Origin of the sequence: Amycolatopsis cihanbeyliensis (genome assembly GCF_006715045.1) — a bacterium.
Taxonomy (GTDB): domain Bacteria; phylum Actinomycetota; class Actinomycetes; order Mycobacteriales; family Pseudonocardiaceae; genus Amycolatopsis; species Amycolatopsis cihanbeyliensis.
In genome coordinates this window covers 1446660-1469893 of the sequence record NZ_VFML01000001.1, presented here as the reverse complement: position 1 = coordinate 1469893, position 23234 = coordinate 1446660, and the positions used below count along the sequence as shown (strand labels likewise).

At 67.6% G+C, this 23234-nt stretch carries 21 protein-coding genes, 1 tRNA gene and 2 pseudogenes; 12 read left to right on the top strand and 12 right to left on the bottom strand.

Going from position 1 to position 23234, the window contains the following annotated elements; all coding sequences use genetic code 11:
• Positions 1-15: 15 nt before the first annotated feature.
• The 7 genes from FB471_RS06380 to FB471_RS35830 form a co-directional block, all read right to left on the bottom strand.
• Positions 16-357 carry a hypothetical protein gene (locus tag FB471_RS06380; RefSeq protein WP_141996427.1) on the bottom strand — a complete coding sequence of 114 codons (342 nt, stop codon included), beginning with the start codon at positions 355-357 and terminating at the stop codon, positions 16-18.
• Between the two features lie 11 nt (positions 358-368).
• A complete protein-coding gene (locus FB471_RS06375; protein ID WP_342779410.1) occupies positions 369-989 on the bottom strand; it encodes an SAV_915 family protein in 621 nt (206 codons plus the stop codon).
• A gap of 321 nt (positions 990-1310) precedes the next feature.
• Positions 1311-1616, bottom strand: coding sequence for a hypothetical protein (locus FB471_RS06370; protein ID WP_141996424.1), 306 nt, complete (start codon positions 1614-1616; stop codon positions 1311-1313).
• Positions 1617-1633: 17 nt separating this feature from the next.
• Positions 1634-2875, bottom strand: a complete 1242-nt coding sequence (gene fxlM / locus FB471_RS06365) for a methyltransferase, FxLD system (protein ID WP_141996422.1) — start codon at positions 2873-2875, stop codon at positions 1634-1636.
• Entirely contained in the window at positions 2872-3975 is a 1104-nt protein-coding gene (locus FB471_RS06360) for a lanthionine synthetase C family protein (RefSeq protein WP_141996420.1), read from the bottom strand. The genes fxlM and FB471_RS06360 overlap by 4 nt, the downstream gene beginning before the upstream one ends.
• On the bottom strand, positions 3972-6929 hold the full coding sequence (locus tag FB471_RS06355) for a lantibiotic dehydratase (RefSeq protein ID WP_141996418.1): 2958 nt from the start codon (positions 6927-6929) through the stop codon (positions 3972-3974). The genes FB471_RS06360 and FB471_RS06355 overlap by 4 nt, the downstream gene beginning before the upstream one ends.
• Before the next feature lie 82 nt (positions 6930-7011).
• Positions 7012-7164, bottom strand: a complete 153-nt coding sequence (locus FB471_RS35830; protein WP_141996416.1) for an FxLD family lanthipeptide — start codon at positions 7162-7164, stop codon at positions 7012-7014.
• Positions 7165-7474: 310 nt separating this feature from the next.
• Between FB471_RS35830 and FB471_RS06345 the strand changes: the two genes are divergently transcribed.
• The 5 genes and pseudogenes from FB471_RS06345 to FB471_RS06325 all read left to right on the top strand — a co-directional run bounded on the left by FB471_RS06345 (position 7475) and on the right by FB471_RS06325 (position 12797).
• A complete protein-coding gene (locus tag FB471_RS06345; RefSeq protein WP_141996414.1) occupies positions 7475-7936 on the top strand; it encodes a DNA-processing protein DprA in 462 nt (153 codons plus the stop codon).
• Positions 7937-7963: 27 nt separating this feature from the next.
• Positions 7964-9298, top strand: a complete 1335-nt coding sequence (locus FB471_RS06340; protein ID WP_141996412.1) for an NsdA family TPR-like regulatory protein — start codon at positions 7964-7966, stop codon at positions 9296-9298.
• A gap of 356 nt (positions 9299-9654) precedes the next feature.
• A pseudogene (locus tag FB471_RS35825) lies at positions 9655-9850 on the top strand (transposase family protein); the annotation flags it as partial.
• A 3-nt stretch (positions 9851-9853) separates the two neighbouring features.
• A pseudogene (locus FB471_RS35820) lies at positions 9854-10088 on the top strand (transposase); the annotation flags it as partial.
• A 501-nt stretch (positions 10089-10589) separates the two neighbouring features.
• The gene (locus tag FB471_RS06325; protein ID WP_141996408.1) at positions 10590-12797 is read left to right on the top strand and encodes a tetratricopeptide repeat protein; all 2208 of its coding nucleotides are present in this window, start codon (positions 10590-10592) and stop codon (positions 12795-12797) included.
• A 116-nt stretch (positions 12798-12913) separates the two neighbouring features.
• On the opposite strand, the gene FB471_RS06320 is transcribed toward FB471_RS06325, so the two are convergent.
• The gene (locus FB471_RS06320; RefSeq protein ID WP_141996406.1) at positions 12914-13222 is read right to left on the bottom strand and encodes a hypothetical protein; all 309 of its coding nucleotides are present in this window, start codon (positions 13220-13222) and stop codon (positions 12914-12916) included.
• A gap of 182 nt (positions 13223-13404) precedes the next feature.
• Between FB471_RS06320 and FB471_RS34460 the strand changes: the two genes are divergently transcribed.
• From FB471_RS34460 to FB471_RS06300, 3 genes are all read left to right on the top strand, one after another.
• Positions 13405-15312, top strand: a complete 1908-nt coding sequence (locus tag FB471_RS34460; protein WP_211357959.1) for a DUF4209 domain-containing protein — start codon at positions 13405-13407, stop codon at positions 15310-15312.
• 528 nt (positions 15313-15840) lie between these two features.
• A complete protein-coding gene (locus tag FB471_RS06305) occupies positions 15841-16083 on the top strand; it encodes a hypothetical protein (protein WP_141996405.1) in 243 nt (80 codons plus the stop codon).
• A 73-nt stretch (positions 16084-16156) separates the two neighbouring features.
• Positions 16157-17533 (top strand): hypothetical protein, encoded by a 1377-nt coding sequence (locus tag FB471_RS06300; RefSeq protein ID WP_141996403.1) that lies wholly within the window; start codon positions 16157-16159, stop codon positions 17531-17533.
• Positions 17534-17811: 278 nt separating this feature from the next.
• On the opposite strand, the gene FB471_RS06295 is transcribed toward FB471_RS06300, so the two are convergent.
• The 3 genes from FB471_RS06295 to FB471_RS06285 all read right to left on the bottom strand — a co-directional run bounded on the left by FB471_RS06295 (position 17812) and on the right by FB471_RS06285 (position 19963).
• Positions 17812-18312 carry a helix-turn-helix domain-containing protein gene (locus tag FB471_RS06295; RefSeq protein ID WP_141996401.1) on the bottom strand — a complete coding sequence of 167 codons (501 nt, stop codon included), beginning with the start codon at positions 18310-18312 and terminating at the stop codon, positions 17812-17814.
• Between the two features lie 62 nt (positions 18313-18374).
• Complete coding sequence (locus tag FB471_RS06290) at positions 18375-18656, bottom strand: hypothetical protein (protein ID WP_141996400.1); 282 nt, start codon at positions 18654-18656, stop codon at positions 18375-18377.
• Positions 18657-19024: 368 nt separating this feature from the next.
• Positions 19025-19963, bottom strand: coding sequence for a hypothetical protein (locus tag FB471_RS06285; RefSeq protein WP_141996399.1), 939 nt, complete (start codon positions 19961-19963; stop codon positions 19025-19027).
• A gap of 391 nt (positions 19964-20354) precedes the next feature.
• Between FB471_RS06285 and FB471_RS06280 the strand changes: the two genes are divergently transcribed.
• The 4 genes from FB471_RS06280 to FB471_RS35815 are packed head-to-tail and all read left to right on the top strand — an operon-like array spanning position 20355 to position 22480.
• Positions 20355-21347, top strand: coding sequence for a helix-turn-helix domain-containing protein (locus tag FB471_RS06280; RefSeq protein WP_141996397.1), 993 nt, complete (start codon positions 20355-20357; stop codon positions 21345-21347).
• Between the two features lie 17 nt (positions 21348-21364).
• Complete coding sequence (locus tag FB471_RS06275) at positions 21365-21589, top strand: DUF397 domain-containing protein (protein WP_141996396.1); 225 nt, start codon at positions 21365-21367, stop codon at positions 21587-21589.
• A gap of 7 nt (positions 21590-21596) precedes the next feature.
• Entirely contained in the window at positions 21597-21758 is a 162-nt protein-coding gene (locus tag FB471_RS34000) for a hypothetical protein (RefSeq protein ID WP_170220723.1), read from the top strand.
• 26 nt (positions 21759-21784) lie between these two features.
• On the top strand, positions 21785-22480 hold the full coding sequence (locus FB471_RS35815; protein WP_425457033.1) for a recombinase family protein: 696 nt from the start codon (positions 21785-21787) through the stop codon (positions 22478-22480).
• A gap of 551 nt (positions 22481-23031) precedes the next feature.
• Here the strand turns inward: FB471_RS35815 and FB471_RS06265 are convergent.
• Positions 23032-23105: transfer RNA gene (locus FB471_RS06265), tRNA-Leu, on the bottom strand.
• Between the last annotated feature and the right edge of the window lie 129 nt (positions 23106-23234).

The following is a 23234-nucleotide window of genomic DNA, read 5'->3' as shown; positions in this document are numbered from 1 at the left end:
CCCTGGTGGCCCGGATCAGTTCAGCGGAACATTCATGTCGTGCACGTCGGGATAGTCCTCCATGGTGTCGTGCTGCTTCTTGCGCATCGCGCCTTCGTTGGTGTTCTCGATGTCGTGGTAGCTGCCCTTCGCCGCATCGACCTTGCCGGCGGCGTTGTCCATCGTCGCCGCGGAGTTGACCGACGACATCAGCAAGTCGGCGAGCGCCTTCCCCACGATCTCCGAGGAGCCACCGGCGTCGACCATCTCCACCGCGGCCTCGTTGGCTTCGTCGAGGTGCCGGGCGCCCTCGCGTAACTGGCTGACCACGCTTTCCAACCCGGCCGTGCTGTAGCTGAACCCGTCGTTACCACCCATGTGCGATGCTCCTATCGGTTGTTGTCGCGGCGGGTCCAGTCCAGCACCGGTGCGGTGTGTCTGGACTCCTCCGACAGGACAGGGTTGAACAGCACCGCCTCAGCCCCGACCCGCCAGGCGGCTTCCTCGAGCAGGTGAGAAGGAATCGACACCCACGCCTGATACGGCCCGCACCCTTCCTCCAGTAGTTCGCGTGAGGTGTAGGCGAGCAGTGTCAGCCGACCCTCATGCGGTTGAAGCTCCAGCACAGCATCGCGCTGACCCGCACGGTAAGGCCGTGAGGGCACATAGACGACCGGTTGGTCCGGATCCTCGGCGTCGAGGAGAGGCAAGTCGGGTTGGTCCCGGGAATCGACCTCGGGATACCGCTGGCCACCGGGAGGCACCGTATCGACAACGACGACCTTGGCACCTATCGATTCGCAGGCCGATTCGACCTCATCGGCTGCCATATGCCGGAACGGCTGCCCGCTACCGCACGCCACCATCAGCCGACCGATGGAGGAGTAGCCCATCACGGCAGAGGTTCCATCACGGAGCGTCCACAACTCGATGACTCCGCCATGTCCCGTAGGCGTGGTGAGCAGGTACAGGCCATCCGGCGCCTGTCTCGGTACCTCGTCCGGGTCCACTGTGCGTGGCCGTCGTCCGTGCCGGCCTTGCTCCTCGGCTCCCCCCGACACCTACGGTCCCCTCCCGATCGCCGAACTCAGCTACATGACCGTTCCCCCTGAACGCTCAGTGTAAGCACGAGGGTCTGTGCGTACAGGACGGTTGCGCAAGAACCGGGGGTTGGTGATTGGGTCACATGCGAGTGGGCGTATAAGATCAACAACGCGGCGAGGGACTGAAGAATCATGGATGGTGTCCTGCTCGCTCGGGAGCGTCAGCTACGTCGGGCCGGAGAATCGGACATGATCCGCCGTCAGGGATCGACACTCGTCGAGGCGATGTCAGTGATTCGGGCTGTCGTGTTCGTTGAGGCGTGGCTGCGCGGGCTCGTGCTGATCACGCCTCTGTGTCAGACGGACGGTGCAGCCGCCCGCGAACGCCAACGCTGCCGAGGCGAGAGTGATGGCGAATTCTTTGGCTATCGCGGCGTCCTGCAACCGTGGACCGGCGGACAAGACCGTGTCAGTGCCGCCGTAGCCGATAGCCAACGCCGGCAGTCCTCCAGGAAGGACCACGGCACGTGCATAGCACTGGTTGTCGATCTCGATTGACGATCCGGTTATGCCGTGATCGGTGCTTTCGTTCATCAACGTCCGTTTCTGTATCAGGCACGGTTCCGGTGCTCGTGTGGTTCGTCGGTGTCGTAGGTGAGGACGAGCTTGCTGTGGGTCTTGTCGATGATGGTGCCGGTCAGCTCATGCTCGGGGGTGTCGGCGGGGTAGGCGGTCAGGTTGGGTTTGCGCCGGTCTCGATCGATGGACCAGGCGCGGAGTTCGTCGCAGAGGTGGGTGGCCAGTTCGGTGGCGGCTGGTCCGTGTCCGATGGCGCCGAGTTCCCAGCGGCTGGGTCCGCTGCCTTGGCGGCGGAGGGTGAGGTAGGCCAGGGAGGTTCCGTCGACGAGGGCGGGCGCGCGCAGCGGGGAGATGGGGGCGCAGATCTCGGGCGGGGTGTCGGCGGGGGCGTTGAGTCGGCAGGTGCGGGGGTCGGTGACGGTGAGTCGTAGCCAGATGCCGTCGTGGGGTTCGTCTCCGGCGATGGTGACGCCGGACCAGGCGGTGTTGCTCGGCCGGTCGAGTGCTCCGTGTAGGGCAGTGGGGTCGACCGGTTGGTCGCGGTCCCAGTGCAGGTGGATGGTGCCGTCGACGGTGATGGGGGCGGTGAGTTCGCCGTCGTCGTCGGTGACGAGGGGGACGAAGCCGCACAGTTCGATGGAGTCGGCCACCAGCCGCCCGTTGTGGTGGGTGAAGGCGACGCTGCGGGTTTGCCCGCGCCACCGTAGCGGGACTACGAGGCGGGCGCCGGGGGTGAGTTGTTGCCACCAGGCGGTGGGGATGTCCCAGGGGGAGACGGTGGCGATGATCCGGTCGTAGGGCGCGTGTTCGGGGACGCCGAGCGCGCCGTCGCCGGTGATGACGCGCACACCGTGGTAGCCGGTCGCGGCCAGGTTGTGGGTGGCGTGGGTGGTGACGTCGCCGTCGAGGTCGATGGTGACCACGTGGGTGTCCTGGTTGGTGAGTTCGGCGAGGAGGCTGGCGTTGTAGCCGGTCCCGGCCCCGATCTCCAGCACGGTGTTGCCGGGTTCGATGGCGAGCTGGTCGAGCATCATGGCGACCACGGAGGGCGCGCTGGCGCAGGAGAGGGCGGTGCCGTCGGTGAAGCGGTGGGTGATGACGGCTTGCCAGGGGTCGTAGGCCGTATCCAGGTCGGCCTCGGGCACGAACTCGTGCCGCGGGACCTGGCGCAGTGCCCGTTCGACCTCGGGGCGCTGGGCGTACCCGGCCTGCTTGACGCTGGTGATCATGGCTTCGCGCAGGTCGGCGGGTGAGCTGGTGGTGGTGTGGTTCATCGTGTCCCTTCGTCGTTGAGCAGCAGGCAGGCATCCCACCGGGTGGCCGGTGGCGTGTTGGTGCGGGCGGCGTGCTGGGCCAGCAGGGCCCCGGCGGTGCCGGTGAGCAGTCCCTGCCCGGCCGGTGGCCGGCGGGCCAGGCGGTCGGTGAGTCCGTGGAGCAGGCGGGGCAGGGCTGTGGCGATGCGGTCGCTGTGGTGGCTGGCGCGCCAGGCAGTGTGCAGCAGGCCGGCCCACCCGTGGCACAGCGACACGTCCGCAAGCTGGGCCAGCTGTGCTTCGTCGGTGACGCACAGCGCCAGGATCTCCTCGGCCAGGTGTTGCCGTGCGGGGTCGTCGAGGGCGCGGCCGGCCAGGTGCAGGGCGCGGGTGATGCCGGGGGTGCCGTAGCACCAGCTCGGCCGGCCCGGACCGGGTCGGAAGGCCTCGCCGCGGTCGTGCTCGGCGCGGGTGATCGCCTCGGGCCACCACACCCTGGGTGGGGTGCCGCAACGCCAGTGGTCCAGCCAGGTGCCGATGCGGTCGATGGCGGCGGCCTGCCCGGATACGACGATCCCGCGCAGCATGGTGAGCGCCAGCAGCGCGAGTGGCCCGGCGATGCCGTGCGCCATGCCGGGGTTGCCGTGCCCGCCGTGCCACCCGGGGCCGGGACCGGTGGGGCCGCTGCGTGCCCACCAGCCGGGCAGTCCGCCGCGGTGGGGGTGGGTCAGCCGCACCAGGTAGCGCAGCACGTCCCGCAGCAGCTCGTGGTTTCCGCCGCGGCGCAGGAGGTAGGCGCCGAGCCCGGTGAGGCCGGAGATGAGGTCGAACTCGCGCGTGTCGGCCAGCGCCCCGGCGGCGAGGCGGTGGTGCGCGGCCTTCAACCGCGCCCGGGTGATCCACCGGACGTGCCCGTCCAGCACGTCCTGGGTGTCGGCCATGCGGGTGGCGGCGAGGGTGAAGGCGACCGCGGGGGCTCCCTCGAACAGGCTGACCTCGTCGGGGTGGGCGCGCACGGGCTCGGCCACCATCGCGGCCAGCCAGTCCCGGGCGTCCTGGTCGCGTTCCAGCGCCAGCAGCGCCTGCCCGGCGGGCCCGTCGGCCAGCGACTGTGCGGTCACGACGACCGCCCCGGGTGGGTGGTGTGCCACGTGGTGGCGGCCTGCCGGGCCAGCCGCAGGCACACCGCCTCGCGTTCTGGATCGACGCCGAGGGCGCGGTTGTGGTGCATGTGCAGCAGCGCATGGAGACAGGCGTCGAGATCGGTGTCGGCGGGCAGGGCGTGCCGGTAGCGGCGCATCGCCTCACCGTGATCCCGGTGTGCGGCTGCCACCTCGGCTGGCTCGGCGGTGTCCGTCCAGCCGCGGGCGAGCCGGATGACCTGGTCGATCTCGGCCCGGCCGGGCACAGCGCGGGGTGCCTGGTGGTGTAGCCAGTCGGCGGCGTGCTGCCGGTCGCCGAGGAACGCGGCGGCCAGCTCGAACAGGGACAGACCGGTGGCCGCGACCGGGGACACCCCACCGGGGCGGTGGGTGAGGCAGGCGAGCACCAGCCGGGAGTCGGCGGCGAACAGCCGCTCGGCGTCGTGAATGGCGCGGTAGCGGCCGGTCTCGGGGTAGTAGGTGTCCAACGCCACCCGGCTCAGCAGCCCGTCCTCGCGGAGCCGGTCGGCCCAGGTGGTGAGGGCGGCGAGCACCTTGTCGGCGTCGCCGGTGGTGCGGATGCGCAGCCGCAGGTGATCCGGTTCGCCGCCGTCGCGGGTGCGGGGATAGCGCACGAACCACCAGTCCCGCTCACCCAGCTCGAACAGCAGGTCCGGCAGCTGGTGTACCAGCAGCCGATCCACACGGTGCGCGGGCAGATAGAGCTTGGCGTACAGCCACCCCGAGTGGGCCGAGCCGGGTGGGTGGCCGTGCTGGTGGGTCAGCACCGGCAACGACTCGACCCGTGGCGCGGGCTCCGGCCTGCGGCGGGAGGCCAGGGGCAGCACCACCAGATGCGGGCGGCCTTCCAGCCACCCGTCGGCGCCGGGCTCGGAGGACTCGATCAGCACGGCCTCCTCGAACCGGCGCAGGTGGTGGGCGAGCACCTCCCGGTGCGCGGGCACGGCCAGGTCCAGCGGCAACTGCTGATCGAAGTCCCGCAGCTGCACCCGGTCCGGGCACCCCCATGTCGCCTGCCACCGGGCGAGCGCCCGGTCCCGACCAGCCGTGTCGGCGGGCAGCTCGTGCCGGGTGAGTCGCCACTGCGCCGGAGCGAGGATGACCCGCCTGTGGCGCAGCCGCGGCAGGAACGGCAACGACCCGGCCACCGGACCCCAGTCGAACCCCAGCCACCCCGTGCCCAGCGCCCCGGGCAGCTCGCCCAGCAGGCGCGCCAGCGGCGGCTGCTGCTTCGGCGCGAGCGCGTGCAGCACCAGCGGCTCGACCACCCGGCGGCGCGACAGGCTGACCAGGTGCAGCCGGTGGCGGGTTGCGGTGATCGCCAGGTCGTCCACCCCGATCGGGGCGGGCTCGTGTTCGCCGACGGAGACGACCTCGGGCAGACAGCGGGGGACGCGGGCGACGTTCTCCCCACCGGGATACAGGGGCGCGCAGGACACCTGCGCCGCAACCGCCCCCTCGGTGATGGTGGGCAGCCCGGCGAACACCGCCTCCAGCCCGGCGTCGAGAACCAGCGGGGTGAACCGGGAGGAGAAGGTGCCCGCGGCCCGGCCCGGTGCCACGGTCAGCCGGAACTCGCCCCGATCCAGCGCGGCAGTGCTGGCGGCGTGAATCCGCGCACCCAGATCGACATGCGGCGGCGCGACCTCCGGGTTGCCGCCTGCGGCGGCCAGCGCATCAACCGCCCCGGCGTCGAGCTCGAGTTCGCGCCGGCCCCCGGCCGTGGCCTCGGCGGCCCACGACAGCAGCAGGCGGTCCCGCTCGGAGAACACATGCCGCCCGCCCGGCGCGGGCCCGGCGGGGTAGCCCTGCGGCCAGCCCACGCCGCAGGCCGGGTCCACCAGCAACCGCAGCGGGACCAGGGTGCCGGTGCCGAACCGTTCGCAGAACGCGGTGAAGTACTCCCGCCACACCCGGCTTCCGGTGTGTTCCCGCGCCACCCGCGCCAGCACGTCGGCGGCCCGTTCCATCTCCCGTACCACCCGCTCTGGCAGGCGCACCTGGCCATCCAGCCGCAGATCCACTGACAACACCCCTCGCGGTACGCCCGCGATCACCTGCATCCGTGCGGCCAGCTCGGTCCGCGCCAGCTCGTCGGGCTGCCGGTTGTGCCTATCGAGTGCGCGGCGGATCTCGCCCAGCTCGTTCACCAGCGACGCCACCGCGGTGCCCTCGGTGTCGAGCGCCTGCAAGGAATCGGTAAGGAAGCCCAGCGGGTCGGTGACCGTACTCGGCGCGCGCAGACTACTGACCAGGAAACCGTGCTCCAGCAACGACCGCACCAGCACAGCCGCATCGCCAGCACCGGGGAACGCCGCCGCCAGCGCCTCGGCCAACACGCCGACACCGACCGGACCGGCCGCGTGGCGACGCACGAATCGCACCGCCGGGGTGCAGCGGACACTCACCACCTCCGGCCCCGCCAGCACGAGCCGCTCGCCCTGCCGCTCAACCGCGTCGTGGAACACCACATCCAGCTGCGCCAGCAGCTCCGGGCACGCTTCCAGCCGGTTGATCACCTGGTGCAGCCACCGGTGATCCGGCCGCGCGACCGGCCGATACTCCTGGCCGAACCAGACACCGCTGGTGCTGCCGACCGTGAGCGGGGCGACCCCGGCGAACAAACCGAACGGGGTCGAACGCTGGAAACGCAACACGTACCGGACCACGGCCAGGGCCGCACGACGCACCTTCCGCGCAGACCACGGGCGCCCGGCCAGGATCGCCTCAACCCCGCAGGCCAGCACCGGGCTCGCATGCCGCACCGACACCGCGACCGCCGGCCACACCTCACCCAGCCACGCGTGGCAATCCCGCGCATCGGACAGGGCAGGCCACCACGCCGGTGTCACCTGCTGCGCCGACGCACGCAGCACCCCCGTACCGCGATGCCGGTAGCCCACCTCGGGCATCCCCGCACCTCCTGTTCCGTATCAGCAAACGTGGAGCCCGGGGCGGGGCCAGGAACGACTCCAGGCCCCAACCCCGAGAAAGTCACAGCTGCGACACACAGGCGGAAATCTGGCACGTATGCCCACACCCGTCCTCGGTCTGGCACGCCACCGCCTCGGACAAGATCCGCTCCGTCTCCACCCGAACATCCAGATCGAAAACGCCGCCTGGTTCCCCCGTGAGGGCCGTTGTCATCGGGACACCTCTCCTCCTCTTGTCGTCATCACCATTTCATTCGCGCGCTATTTAACGGGGTGATTTTCACTGTTGATTCATTGGAGGCGCTATTCCGTCCGCTTTCGTGCAAAAACGTGGAGCAGGTCGTCCGCCGCACCCGGGTATGTGGTCGTGGTCAGCAGGCTCCTCCTCGCGGTCCCCGTGGCGTGGGCAACCGGCTGCGACGGGTCGGGGGGCGAGCCTCGCCGCAGCCGGTGCGTTCATGAGAACGTGACCAGACACGATGTGGGTAGATGACATTCGATGACATCCGGGAGGGAGCGCGAGCTTGGCCCGCCACGTGGCGATTACCGGCGCACGGTCGATCCCTCCCCAGACCGAGGCGGACCTACCCGGACTGTTCGGCGACTACCTGCGGCCGTTCGCCGACCCGGACGCCACCTTCTACCTCGGCGGAGCCGCGGGGATCGACACCGCCGCGTTGGACTGGCTGGCCAGTCACACCCAGGCCGACCTCACCGTTGTCGTGCCGTGCACAGTGGCCGACCAGCCGGCAGCCGCGGGCGAGGTGATTCGCCGGTGGCAGCGAGCCGGCCGGCTCACCGGGGTGGTCGAACTGCACGCCGACACGCTCGGCGCCTCGGCCTATCACGCCCGCAACCGGTGGATGGTCGACCACAGCAGGTTCGTGATCGCCTTCCCGCACGGCACGGATCCGGCCAGCGGCACCTGGTACACCGTGAACTACGCCGCCGAGCAGGACAAACCCCGGCTGGTCGTGCCCGTCTGACCTGATGGGGATGGTGTACTGGACGCCATGAGCACCGATCGGGACACCGGGGCGCGCCTGCTGCGCCAGCTGCGCGAAGGGCGCGGCTGGTCCTGGGCCGACCTGGCCCGAGCACTGCGCGACACCGCGCGCCAGCTCGCCGTCACCTCGCTGACGCACCGCCAGGTCACCAGCATCCAACGCACCGTCGCCCGGTGGGAAAGCGGCACCGAACGAACCAGCCCCGGCGATCGCTACCAGGTCCTGCTGGCCCACCTCTACGCCCGCACCCCCTCCGGCGACCTGGCCCTGGGACCCGGATCCGACCTCGGCACCCTGCTGGATGCGCTCCGCCATTTCGGAACGCCACCGCACCGCATCCAAGCGCTCCTTGATCTGGTCACCCAGAACGCCCGCAGCGACTCGTCGACGCTGCTGTCGCCCGCCACCCACTCCGGCATCACCGCGATTCAGCGCGACCTCTCCCCGCTCGACCACGACCTGCTCGGCCAGCTCCAGCGCTCCGTCACGGCGATCACCAGGCAGGTGGGATCGACCCCATTCGTCCGGCTCCAGCTCCAGCTCGCACCGATCGTCGAGTCCTGCCGCCGGCTCCTGCAACGCGACCACCCCGGACAGCACGACGAGCTGGTCCGGCTGACCACCCACACCTATGCCCTCGCCGCACGGCTGGCCTTCGAGACCCGCGACGACCAACTCGCCACAGCGCTCTACACCGACGCCACCGCCGTCGCCGGCCAGCTGAAAGACCGCAATCACCGCGCGACGGTACGGACCAGCCACACGATGGTGACCCTGCACGCGACCAACGACCTCGACACAGCCCGCACCATCGCCCACGCCGCCACCATCGACGCCCACCAGGGATCCAGCTACGCCGTTCGAGCCCGCGCACACGCCGTACACGCCGAAATCTGCGCACGCGCCGACCAGACCCGCGAAGCCGGCGCCGCACTCGACCGAGCCTGGCGAACCGTCGAGCAACTCACGGCCGACGACCCGCACAGCGGGTTCAACGCCGACCGCCTCCACGGATTCGACGGACTCTGCGCACTCCACGCCGGCGACGCCAACCGCGCCCACGACAGCCTCGCCCACTCACTCAACGCCCTGAAGACATCACGGGACGCCGTTCAACGCGGCATCGTCAGCACCGACCTCGCCCTCGCACGACTGCGACTCGGCGACCCCGCCGCCTGCGCCGACCTTCTGCACAAGGCCATCGACATCACCGCCACCACCGGCGGACGCGTACCGGCACAGCGAATCCGACTAGCCCGACAACACCTGCGCCCCTGGCGAACCGAACACTTCCTCACCGAACTCGACGACCACATACACGACACACTCATCGGACGATGAACCGCACACCCCGTCGTGCCGGGGTGTTCCTGGTTTCGTTCGTGAAATGCGACCGCCTTACTCCGTGACAACCGACCGCCCACCGGTTCGGCGGGGAGGCTTGTGGGTCCGTAACAGGAACGGCTCTGGCCCACTTTCGGCTCTGGCTCGAATCCGGTGTGACGGTGCGTGTCGGTGGCTGGCGCATGTGGCGTCTCGTGCCAGCGTGAGTCCAGTGCAATGTTGATCAACTTCTGAACCTGGTGTTCTCAGGGCTGTCGCACCTGGTCATCGAGGGTGTGGACGATGACGCGGGGTCGCTCGTGGTGCGGGCGTCTACGTCCTCCGGCCTGGTGGCATGCCCTGGGGGCGCGGTGTTGACGGGCCGTGTGCATGGCTACTGTGAGCGGCTGATCGCCGACGTGCCCATCGACGGGCGACGCGTGCTGGTGCGACTCCGGGCGCGGCGGATGCGTTGTGGAAGGGCCCGGTTGTGGCAGGCAGACCTTCCGTGAGCAGCTGGCCTGCGTGGTCGAGCATCATCAGCGGCGCACCGTGCGTCTGACGAGACAGGTGGGCGGTGCGGCGAGTGATGGGCGTCGATGATTTTGCGCTGCGCAAACGGTAGCGCTACGCCACCGTGATCATCAACGCGGAAACCGGCGAGCGCGTTGACGTGATCGCCGACCGGATGGCCGCGACACTTGCGTCCTGGCTGCGCGAGTACCCTGGTGTTGAGGTGGTCTGCCGGGATGGCGCGGCGACCTACGCCGGAGCGATACGGCGGGCAATGCCCGACGCGGTGCAGGTCGCTAAAATGCGGCGTTGAGCGCCTTGATGCGCGATGTGACTCCGGCTGACGATCACGGAGTGTAAGGTTCGTTCATTGTCTGACCCCGTCGTGCTGTAGAAACAGAAAGCTTCCACAGGTCAACGTGCATGTCGATCATTTTCTGTGCATCCAACAAGCCAGTATACGAGCCTAAACCTGCTGGTCGCCGGCCGACTGGTCGCTGTGGGACCCGCCTATGGGAAGATCCGCCGCAAGGGTTACTGACGAAATCCCAGCGGCCGATAACGAAGAGTAGCTCACTCGCTCTCGACGTCCGATAGATCTCGATCGCCTACGAGCCTGCGTCGGCATCCTCTTCGACTTGGCGTGACCACAGCGCGATAACCAGGTCGGCTCCGGCAAGTCGGTAAGGTCGGACCAGTGAACGCCAACTGACCGCTGGCGGTCTGCTCCAACGGACAGCTCCAAAGCCGATTTCGCAACTCATTAGGATGGGAAAGCGTGGTTAACCCCTCCAGTGTGAACAAGGTCGACGCGCAGGTCGGTGGAAACGTTGTACAGGCCGGTTACGTCCACACCATCAATGCGACCGCCGCCGTGCCAACTGCCCTTGCCGGACTGCCCGCAGACGAGGGATTCACCGGCCGAGTTGGCGAGTTGGCGGCACTGGCCGCCGCCATGGCGACCGACGGCGCCTCGGTGACGGCCATTGCCGGGCCGCCTGGTGTGGGCAAAAGCGCGCTGGCGGTGCGGGCAGCACGCCTCGCGCTCGATGCCGGCGAGTTCCCGGGCGGCGTGCTCTTCGTCAATGTGCACGGCTACGACCAGGCTCGCCGCATCGAGGCCCACGCCGCACTTGGCGCGCTGCTGCGCGCGCTCGGCGTGCTGGGTGAGCACATTCCCTACGACCAGGGCGCACGCGAGATCCTGTATCGCTCGGCGCTGGCCACCGCAGCCCAGGACGGAAAGCGGATACTGGTCGTGGCCGACAACTGCGCTACCACCGACCAGGTGCTTCCACTGCAGCCCGGCACCGCACACCGGCTCCTGGTGACCAGCCGCCATTCTCTCCCTATCCCAGCCGCCCGCCGGATCGCGCTCGGCATCCTCCCTCCAGCCGAAGCAGTCACCGTCCTCGACGACGCTGTCCGGACCGCCAATCCGGCCGACGACCGCGTCGCCGCCGGCGCGACAGCGGCGGCCGAGTTGGCGTCGCTGTGCGGCTACCTGCCGCTGGCACTACGGATCAGCGCACATATGTTGGCCGACCAGCCGGACATCCCGATCGCCGAACTGGCCGAGGTCCTTGCCAGCTCGCCGATCCGTGGGCTGGAGTTCGGCGACTCGGTCGCGGTGCGGATCGCTTTCGACACCTCCTACGCACGGTTGCCCGTCGACGAGGCGCGGCTGTTCCGGTTGATGTCGCTGCATGCCGGTCCGCACATCGGACTCGACGCGGCGAGTAACCTGGTCGGCGAGCCGCCGACCGTGACCCGCCGCCTGCTCGACGGCCTCCGCAGGGCGCATCTCATTGAACCGGCCGGATCGGGCCGCTACCAATGGCATGATCTGCTGCGGCTCTACGCCGCTGAGCGGTGCGCGCAAGAGGACACCGCGGACGAGTCGACCGCGGCCGTCAAGCGGGTGATCATCGGCTATCTCGCGGGTGCCGTCTCGGCAAACACGGTGGTGGATCCGACAATCGAAACACCATCGGCTGCTCCGTTCGCCGACGTCGCGGCCGCGCTGTCCTGGTTCGACCTGGAACGGCCCAACCTCGTCGCCGCCGTCGCCCAGGCCGCCGACACCAGTCACCACCAGCACGTCGTCGACCTTGCCCGAGCCCTGTTCTCCTACCTGAATCTCAACAAGTTCTGGTCGGAGACGCTCACAGTGAACGAGCGGGCAGTCGCGGCGGCGCGGCAGCTCGGTGACCGCGAGGAGGAGGCTTACGCGCTGGTCCGGCTCGGTGTCACCTACCGTAGTCTGCGCCGGTATGACGACTCGCTGACCAGCCTGCGGAGCACACTCGCGATCCAGGAGGCCACCGGCGACACACATGGACGCGGCAGCACCATGAACGCGTTGGGTACCACATACCGTGACATGGGCCGCTTCAATGAGGCGGAGCAGTGGCTCGATACGGCACTGGACCTGTGCCGACAAACCGGCAATTGGTTTGGCGAGGCCACCGCCCTGAATACACTGGCCACCATTCGCAGGCGTCAGGGGCACAGCGCGAGTGCCATCAAGCTATTGCGTCGAGCGCTGGCGATCAAACGCGAGGTAGGAGACCGGTACGGCGAGGCGATGACCCTGAACACCCTGGCGAGTGCGTACCACAATGCCAGGCGGTCCGAAGCGGAAGAACACTATCTGCAGGCCCTTGCGATCAAACGCGAGACGGGCGACCGGCACGGCGAGGCCATCAGCCTCAACGGACTCGGTCGGTTGTACCGGGAAGCCGGCAGGTATGACGAGGCGCTCTCCTGCCTCACTGAGGCGCTGCAGGTCCGCCGCTCCACCGGTGACATGTTCGGCGAGGCCATCACACTGGAGGAGTTAGGCACCACCTATCGCGACCTCGGCCGGATCGACGACGCCATGCACCACTACCAACTCGCTCTGGCCGAGTACGAGCAGAACTCCTCGCCGCGAAGCGTGACTCGTGTAGCCGACCGCCTCGCCCGACTCGCCAGCACAGCCGGTCAGCCTGGCAGGAGGTAGTGTGTCCCAGCCGCGTAACGAGGTAACGATCCGGTCACCGTTGCCCTCAGAGAAGCAAAGGTTTGCATAGTTCGGATACTGGCTCGATCGCGCACCCAACAAGCCAGTAGATGAACCTAAACCTGTTGGTCAGCGGGTTGTCGGTCGCGGTGAAGGCTGCCCATTCGAAGATCCGGCGTGACGGATATCGGCGTAGCGGAGAGTAGCGCCCAGCCGGTGATGGCAAGGCGTAGGCCGTCCGTCGTCTGCTGCCGCGAACGCACGCTCATGCCGACGAGCGGGTGTCGTCCAGCGCTGGTTACGAGCAGCGTGTCGAGTTCCACCGAACTGACGGACCGGTCGGTGGGGTAGAAGTGTCGCCACATCTGGGGCAGCGGCCTGGCGGAATGGTCGGTTTCCAAGCTGTCGGGCAGGATCGCCGCCACCCCGGCCGATGGTCTTGTTGATCGATCTGGGAAAGCGGTTTTGCCCCGTACGTGCTGGACCGGGGACGTGTAGCCGTGCGGCAGGTCCTTCACTGCGTCCGCGAGAAGGTGGCGGGCGGGTCTGCTGCACGAGTAGGTGGCAGTGGTTGACTGGTCGGCCTAGCCGCCAGAGGAGATCGACCGTGAATACCGCTGAGCCTGCTGACGCGTTGCCGCCGAACGAGTCTGCGCGGCCTGAGTCGCCGCGCGCGCCGTACCGGCACGAGGCGGCACACATTCCAGCGCTGGCGCGCCTGGCCGACGCGGCATGCGAGGACGTGGGCGATCCGCTCGACGCGAGTGTGCGGGTCGGGCAGCTCGCGGAGCAGATGGCTCCTGCTGCCGAGCGCCCCGACGCTCGGGTGGTGGCGCTTGCGTTCTCCTACGTACTGCGCCACCGCGAGATCCCACAGGGCGGCGCGGATCTGGGCCCGCTGGATGGCCCGTCTCTGTATCCGACGGCGATGCGCGAGGTCTCGGAGGAGATCCGCGCGACATGGCTGGCGCTCGCCGGCGAGGTGACACAGCCGGTCGCGCGGTCGCGTCTCTATGACATCGTCTTCACTCTGAGGCTGATGCAGAACAGTCGGCAGGCGGCTGAGCGTGCCGCACGCGCGTACCTCGATGGGATTGGCGGTCACCAACGAGCTCAAGTGCGGGCTGACGGCGTGGTCCGCGCCTGGACGTTGGCCCGCTTGGTGAGCTCCTCCGAGCTGGAGCGGGAGATCGTCGAGAGCATGATCGATTTGGTCTCTGACTTGCTTGATCGCGATGAGCACCCGTACGCAGTCATTCCACTACTGTCTGCTCTCATCGCTCCACCTCGGCGCAAGGTGGCGGAGGCGGCCGACTCTCGGATCGATGTCCTGCTCGACCGCGCCTTGGTGAGCTACCCGGAGACGCACGTCATCAAGGACGTCGCCGTCATTGTGCGCAAGCGCGCCGGGAGCGACGCGGCCCGGGTGGATGTGGCCAATCGGGTGTTGATCAATGCGATGCTGGCTGAAGCACGGTCCGCGACGGACCCGATGGTGATCCGGACGCTGTTCAATAACGCGGCGTCGCAGGCGCGAGAGTTGGGTGTGGCCGACCTGGAGCAAGCCGCGATCGCCGGTTTGCAGTCGGCGCCGGTACTGACCTGGGAGTCGACCCGCTATGAGATCAGCCTCCCTCCGTCATTCTTCGACTTCTACCTTCCTGGCTTCGACGCAGCAGCCGACTGGCGGGAGGCCTTGACCATCTGGTGCCACACGGACTCCCCTGCCGGTCGCTACGAAGTGAACCTGGACACGACTCACCAGGTTCAGCAAGCCTCGGTGTTTCGTTACCTCGCGACCACTGTGGTGTTCCGAGACGGTGACATGCCTGCTCGCACCCTGTCTGACGAGGACGAGGTGTTCGCTCGTGACCTTGCGCGTACGGAAACCCAGTACATGGGTACTTACGGGCTCTTCCTGGGCAACGCGCTGTTCATGACTGCCTCCCGTTTTGGGATACCTTCCCAAGATGATCTCAAGGCGTTTCTAAGCATCCCAGGATGCTCGGCGGAGTTGGTGGACACGCTCGCCAGGGGAATGCAGCTGTTCTGGGTCGCCGAGTACGACGCCGCCACCCATCTGGTGATTCCCAAGATTGAAGCCGCGGTGCGCGCCCTGCTCCTGGAGCTGAACGAGCCGGTCTACCGGGCAGCTGTTGGTGACTCCGCCGGGCAGTTCGCGGGCCTGGGTAGTCTGCTGGAGCCACTTGTGGACAACGGCTTCGATCCTGATTGGGAGCGATTCCTGCGGACGTTGCTGCTCGGCCACGGCCTCAACCTGCGCAACCTGGTGGCGCACGGATTCGTGCACGACGTCAACGCCGTTAACGCAGCCCTCGCTCTTCGGGCCCTGGCGATGCTCACCTTGATCACCTCGGACGCCGCCGCGCGACGGGACACCGCGACGGTCCGCGCCGCTCTGGCGAATCCGGCCAACCCACGACCTCACCGTCGGTGGTGGCAGCGCATCGCGGCCGCCATCACCGCCGCTCGGCACGAGTACCACCGCGACTGACGCCCTCCACCGTGTCCGCCCCTTCCGAATGAATGATCCGCCCTCAGAAGACAGGGGCGTGCCAGTGGTGCGCTCGCACCGGAGACGTGGCGACGCCTGGGCGGGAGCGGTCTAGGGATGCCGGTAGTAGGGCTTGTTGCGGAGCATGGCGAACAGGACATCGCAGCGGGTCGGGCGAAGCCGATCAGAGCGGCGTTGCGCTTCTTCCCCTAGTGACGTTTGCGCTGGTAATAGCCGCTGCTGGCCGGGTCGGACAGGGCGGTGAGGAAGAAGGCGCGTTGGAGTTTGCGGTTGCCAGCCGGGTGGATGCATTGCCTTTGATGCTGGTGCCCCAGCAGGAGATGTCTCTGCACCAGCGGCACCCTTCGCGTGCACTCTGAGCTGCGGTTTTCGCGTGTCGTAGGGGTTCATGTAGAACGCCATATGGTCCGGCACCTCGACTCGAATCTGCACGCTCGCACGGCGGCCAATCAACATTCGCTCATGCCGATAAGCGGGAACCGATCCGGGCGACGGTAGGGTCGACCGGTGACCGCCGAGAACATCGACTGGGGCGGGCGGCGGCGTAAGGGTGACCCGACGGAAGCGGAACTCGCCGTCGCAACGTCGCTGAACGCGCTGGCTGCAGGATTGGATTACTGGCTGCACCCCGATGAGGACGGCCCGTTGGCTCCTGGTCTCTCTGGATCTCATCGATGGACAGGTCGTTCGCGACACTCTCGCCTGGGCTTCGGCGGCCGCGGTATCCGCGGTGGCTGGAAGGGCCGGTGAGTCGACTACTCCAGCTCGTGAGCGGCGCGCCGGCTTGAGCGCGGCCGGATTACCGAACGACGAAGAGGATCTAGTGGACGTACCGGACTTCTACGAAGACGACTGGGACGACGACATCTGGCCCCAAGAACCGAGGACCACATACGCAGAGGCGATAGCGCGCCTGACGTCCGGCGCTGCTTCCCGCACGGATGTCAAGCTCGAGTGGAACGGAAAGCGCGGGCCGAGAGAGGACGCGCGTCTAGCTTTCCTGGACGAGGACGGTACCGAAACCCTCGCGAGACGAATCAGCTCGGCCGAACAAGCGATCACTCTCGACAACATCGTCCGGGACGCACACCCGATGCCGGGTCGGCATGCCCTGTGGTACCCACAGGAAGACCTTATCGTCGCGCACCTGGTCGGAGACTATGACGATCTGATCACCACGCTGAGCCGCCGCCTGGCCCGCCTCAGGCCTGGCACGAGAACACCGATTGATAGCCCACTGGGTCGTGACGTTCTCGGCGAACTGGCTTCCCGCGGAGTCCTCGTCACGACGGATCCCGCCGCTGCCCCGTCGGCACCGGCGCGAACCCTCCGCCTGAAGACAGCGAGCATGGAGCTCGGCACGCTCTACCGCCGCGGATACCAGCACGCGAGCTGGGTGGCGGTGGAGCTCCGGGGCTTCCGTACGTCGGATGTGCTCGATGCGGAACAGGTGCTTGCCGACTACGGGACGAGCTACCTGCACGAGGTCGCGCGATCGTCGGGTGTCTCGCTGCGGCTCTGGGACCCCAGCTACCGCTTGACGCGGGGGATGACTTCGTGCTCGGACGGCAAGGCCCCGTTTCCTGTACGCAAATACGACCCCATTCCAGCCGCGCTTTACGCAGCTGGCAACGCCGCCGACCGGGACCCGCTGGAAAGATACCTGAAGTTCTACCAGGTACTTGAGTACTACATGCCCCGTGCCGCGGACGATCTGATGAAAAAGCAAGGGGTCCTCAAAATAGAAAAGGCGGTCACACCTTACCCGACCGGCGTCAACGACAGTCTTCGTGCAGAGCGGAATAAACTCGCCGCAGTCATCGACGACGCCGTCACCGAGGTGCAGATCACCGGGTTTCTCCGAGGTAGTCACGTGCTGAAGACTCTGAATGACCAGCAGGTCATCCGGGGCGTCCGGACGCTGGCGACCGACCCGAGCGGAAACCCCACCCCCGGGCGCAACTACCGGCAAGATCTGTCGGAGCGCATCTACGACATTCGTTGCAGGATCGTGCACGTCAAGGAAAGTGACGGCGGAAAGAACAGTGACCCGCTGCTGCCCTACGGCCAGGAAGCCCGGGATCTCGGCGCAGACATCGCAGTCATCCGCTTCCTGGCCGAACGGGTCCTGCGTCGCTGGGCGGAAAGCCTGGCCCACAGTCCTGGACGACAGAGTGCGCGGCCAGGTCAGTCCCAGTAGTTGAAGAGGATCTCGCCCAGATTGTCGACGTCCAGAACTTGAGATTGGCCGGAGCCAGCACCTGGAACGCCGGATGTACTGCTGGTATGGCGACCAGCTCAGGGAAGGTCGTCTTGCCATCGCCGCAATCTGCCTCCGCGACAAAGCCGGTGCACCCCCGCAACTCCACCGGCAGCGTCGCTAACCCGCCGCTGTCTCGCTCACGCCCGCTCCCTCCCTAGCAATCGGACACCGTCGGCCCGTCATACGTCAAAATAGAGAGGATCCGCTCGTGCCGCTTAGCGGTCGTTCGGGCAGCGCAGGGTGAGTAGGTGTGCGGTCAGGTCGGCGGCTGGAATGGCGCAGAGCTCGGCCATGCACTCGATCGCGGCAAGGCTGAGTAATACCTCGTCCGATCCAGACGGTTTGTGCTGTCGCAGCTGGCTTTCCGCCCACCGGCGCAGGGGTAGTAGCTCTGGCTGACTGTCGGCAACAACGTGGGTCAGGCTGACCCGGATGCAGCCCGGGTTGTCCGGGAATACGCGCCGGTGTACCTTGGCGATCAGCGTTTCTGGCTGTTCATCCAGGGCGAGGCACAGTTCGACCAGCCGGGCCACCGAGCATTGTCGGGTTCCCAGTTCGTAGGTTGCCAGTGTCTGCAGAGAAATATTGCTTGGGAGTCGCTTTTGCAGGTCTTTTCGAGTCCACTCGCGGCGTCTTCGCAGTCGGCGGAGTTCGTCTCCGAGCGCTCGGCAGTAAGTTTCGCTGGGGCATAGGTTGGTGGCGGGATGAATGGTCATGCGTAGGTCCTTGACGTGTGAAGCGGTTTGACCTGTGGTTCGGGTGGTAATCGGGCGATTCTTTACGTCTCCTTGTCGTCCGGCTGTTCGTGGAGACGATGTCGGCCGGTGTGCATCATTGCGGTGAGCGCGTTCATCATTGCCGCGGAGGCGGAAATAAGATTGATGATGAATTCGCGTGTGGTGGCGAGGGAGCTGTCCTCGTTGGTGACCAGGATGAGTTCGGCGCCCCCGTAGTCGATCACCAGGGCGGGCAGTCGGCCGTGGTAGAGGATCATTCCAGCGCTGCAGCGCGTGGTGACGGGAACACTCAGTTGAGGTTCCTCATGGCCGCCGTAGCTCATGTGTGGCCTCCGACCTGATGATCTTCATCCCACAAGGAAAGTCCGTACCGGGGCGAGGACATGTCCAGCCAGACCTCGGCCACGCGCTGCGCGTCGGCTAGAGCGGACACACCGATCTCCTGCTCGCGACAGTGACATCCCGCCGTCCGGCCGTCACATTTCGTATGGAGAAGCCAAGGGCGTTTGGCTGTTGGGGTTCGCCGCAGGATCCACACCCTGCCGTCAAAGGTGACGCGGTAGGTGTCGCGGTCGAGCGGCACCCAATTGAGCGTGGACTTCTGCATAGCGGTTCCCGGTCGTAAGCCGCCGGACCTGAGCGGCAGCGTCTGGGCAAGGGCGTGCCCCGGAGGTGATTCGGCAGCGCTCCGTCACGTCACCTGTGGTCGGGTAGGTGGAGCGAGTTCAACGCTCCGGCGATTGGCGACCCGGCGCGCGACCGCCACCACGGTCGACCACGGGGGCAACGTGCGGCGAAGCATGGGCGACTCGATCCACCGCCATGACTCGGGCCCGGGTACGTCGATGTGGAACGGCAGGACGACGTGCGTGCCGCGCGGAATCGGCCGCACTCTCAGCTGGTGAAGATCGGCAGGAACATGCAGCCTGCGCGAGGGCGCTGGTTTGGTGAGGAACGTCCACCACCGCCGTCCGGGACCGGTCAGGATCGGTCCCACCAGCATGGCGATCTCCAGGTCTCGCCGGGTCTCCTCGGCCAGGTCGAAGGGCATGGTGAGCGCGTCGAATGCCGTACCGGTCTGGGTGACCAGGCGCCGTTGCCTGACCTCGAGATGGACCGGCCAGCCCAGTTGGTCCTGGTACTCGACTCGCGCGTGTGCGAGGTCGCGCAGCCAGCGTGGTGCTGCCGCCGGTCGGTCGCTGGGCTTCGTTGTGCTCGCTGTCGCAGTGGTTTCCTCCGCGGGGCGTCGCGTGCTGGCCGCCGGCGACGACGGGTCTTGAGGTTCGGGCGGTTCTTGCGGGCGAGGAGCGCGCCGTCGTGTCACCGCGGCCCGCGGACCGTGGTGTGCTCGGGGAGTGAGATCACGCGGCTCGGTTCCGGCGAGATGCCCGTAGCTGAGGAATGCTTCGGCGAGCACGCGACGCAGTCGCCCGCCTTCCAGCGGGCCGAGGCACCAGGGCCCCGGTGCGGAGGGCACCACGGCGACGCCGGTCGTCGCGAGCTGGACCCGTAGCCGCGCGCGCTTGCCGTGGCCGTCCCGGCACCGGATCGTCCAGGCGTCCGCATCGGGTTGCCAGCCGAGCCGGGCTAGCAGCCGGATCAGGGGGAGTGCGGTCTTGCGCTGTGTCATGCCTTTCACCTCGTTTCAGGGCGGGGGCCGGTCCGCACGGCCTTGGTGCTGGGTTCACCGCGGCCGTGCGGACCGGTAGGTGCGCGGCAGGCATGCGGATCGCGGAGGGAGGCGATGCGGATACCCGCGTGCCTGGCGCTCGCCGCGCACCATGGGGTCACGCGGCGGCCGAGAGCGCCGTCGACGCGGCATCCGCCGCCGCAGCTCCGCCGCGCTGGCCCGACGCAGAGGGGTCGTGGCCCGCTCTGCGAGGCCGCCCGGGTGGACACCCGGTGGACCGGCTCAGGTCGGGGTCTGTTCCGGTCCACCAGGCCGCTTGTGGGTGCCGGGTACCGGACGAGCGGTGCCATCGGGGCCTCCAGGGGCGACCGGGTAATCTGCTGCCTACAACGTGACCTTGTTCACGATAGACTATGAACATGTTCAATATGAACACGTTCACTACATTGGGGTAGTCATGCATTGGAGGCACTGGGCGCCGATAGGCTCGGTCGCAACGATCTCGGGAGGTACCTCAGTGGCCAAGACGACGCGACCCAGCGTCCGCCAGCGAAGAGTTGCCCGGACGCTTCGTCGCTGGCGCAAGGAGCGAGACGCGGGCACGCTCCAAGACGTCGCCGGACAGCTCCACTGGCCGCACGCGAAGCTGAGCCGGTTCGAAACCGCGACCTATCCGGCAGGGCCGGCCGAGATCATCGCCCTCGCCACGATCTACGGGGTCGAGGACGAGGAGCGCGACCGGGTCGTGAAGCTGGCTGTCGAAGCGCTGGACGATCCGGGCTTCTGGCGTGACTACGGACCGGACACCGTACCGACGTACCTGACCGACTACCTCGAAACCGAGGCCGAAGCGACGGCCGTCCGGAACCTCGAAGCCCTGCTGATCCCGGGCTTGCTGCAGACCGCGGCCTACACCGATGCGCTGGTCCGGGCCTGGCTACGCACACCCGATGAGCAGCTTGTCGAGGAACGGCGCCACCTCCGCCAGCAACGTCAGGCACGGCTGGACCATCCGGAAGACCCGCTCCACCTCCACGCCGTGGTGCACGAATCAGCCCTGCTCCAGGCGGTGGGTGGGGTGGACACGATGGCCGAGCAACTCGACCACCTGGTCAGCAAGGCCCAGCAGCCGCACATCACGCTGCAGGTACTGCCGGTGGAGCTCGGCCCGTACCCCGGGTTCGGTGCCTCCTACCACCTGCTCGACTTCGGTGACGGTGATGTCGCGGCGGTCTACCTGGAGAACCTCGATGACGGGTGGTTCATCGAGGACGAGCCGAGCATTGAGGCATATACCCTGAACTTTGAGCGCGTCAGCGAACTCGCGCTCGACACGGAAGCGTCCGCCCGGCGCATCGCCGAGATCCGCCGGGACCGGACGTGAGGACAAGGAGAAGGGCTATGTCCGCGTCCGATTTCACCAACGCCCGTTGGCGTAAGAGCACCCGAAGCAACGGCGCGGGTGCTTGCGTCGAGGTCGCGTACACCGAAGACGCCGTCGGTATCCGCGACTCCAAGCAGCTTGGCCAGGGTCCCAACCTGGTGCTGAGCCACTCCACGTGGAGGTCGTTCGTCCGGCTCGTGATGAGCAGCGAGACCATCCAAACCCCGCTGCTTGAGGTGTAGTCACAGCATGAGTAACAACGCCGAGTGTGCCGAAGTGGCAGCCGTACTGGGTCGGCGGCTACGTCGGGACCACAACTCGGTGCCGGTGGCCTCGATACGCATGTTCGGTCACCGCGGTCGGGCGGTGTCGATCGACGACATCGAGCCCGGAACGCTCAACGGCAACTGACACGTCCGCGAAGGGCGGGGCCGCTCGTGTTGACAAAGCGGCCCCGCCCTTCCTTTGTCAGCGGTCGAGGGACCGTGCCTGTTCACCCGGGCGAGCGGTGGGCTGGTCGACTCGGCCCGTCTGTCGTCGATTTTGGTCCTCGATGCGGACACTTGACTGGTGAGTGCAGCTTGCCTGCCGGCCGTGATGAGTCCGGTCGCCGGCGTTCTCGTCGGCTCCGCCTTGGCCCCAATCCGGCCAAGGTGGAGAAGGGCGTCACCAAGACCCGCCTGGAACCGGACGGGGCACGGGGCGAGACCGTCACCTTGATCGCGAAGTGGCGCTACTACGAACAGTTGGGGTTCGACACCATCGCCGAACGCCTCAACCTCGATCTGGACAAGTTCCCGCCGCCGGAACCGCCGGGCGGGCTGAGGGCGCGGGGTGCGTGGTCGAAGTCCAGCGTCGCGGAGTTGCTGAAGAACCCGAAGTACACCGGCTATCAGGTCTACAACCGTCGGGCCCGCCGCAGCCGCGGTGGCCGGAATAAGCCGAACCCACCCGAGCTGTGGGTGTGGTCGGTCGAGGCTGCGCACGAACCGCTCATCCCGAAGTGGATGTTCGAGGAGTTCAACGCCCGCAGCACCATCCGTAAGGGCTCGCGGGACGGAAGAACGATCCGCGAGCGCGGCGCACCTACCGCTTCCGGCGGCGAGTGCTCTGTGACTGTGGCCAGCGGATGATCGGCAACTCTCGCCACGGCATCACCTACTACCGGTGCCACCCGGCGAACAACAACCGGGGTCGTCCGGACAAGCATACCGGGCACCCGGCCACCATCTGCATGCGGGAAGACCTGATTCTGGCCCAGGTCCAGCGGGTTTTCGGAGCCCAGCGGAGGGAGTTGTTCCTCGCCGACCTGGACAAGGTGGACGACACCGCCCGGCGGGAGCGGGCCGAGCAGCGGCAGACCCTGCTCACCACGATCGCCGGGCTGGAGCAGCAGGAAGCCCGCGAGCCGGAGCGACCCAGCGCCGACCAGATCGACCTGCTTGACGCGCTGCCGCGCCTCACGGTCAACCTGCACCGCGCCCCCGAGGAACTGCTGGATCGGTTGTTCGACCTGACCCAGCTCACCGTCCAGGTGCACTACGCCAGCAACGAAGCGACCCTGAAGGTCACCCTGCCAGCCGACAGCGTGACCGACGTCGGCCACACGATGGAGGAGAAGATGCCAATACAGGTCATCAACTGCGGGGAAATCGCAGGTCACAGCCTGTGTGTATCCTGTACGTGCCCCCGGTGCGACTCGAACGCACACTGGACGGATTTTGAGTCCGCTGCCTCTGCCGATTGGGCTACGGGGGCGGCGCCGGCAAACTTTACGCGATCGGGTCGGGTGGCGGCACTGCGGGTTGCCCTTCGGCAATCGCCCGTGGTGATGTGCGCGCCACGTGGTGAACACCATCTCGGGAGGCGGCTTCACTCCCGGTAAGC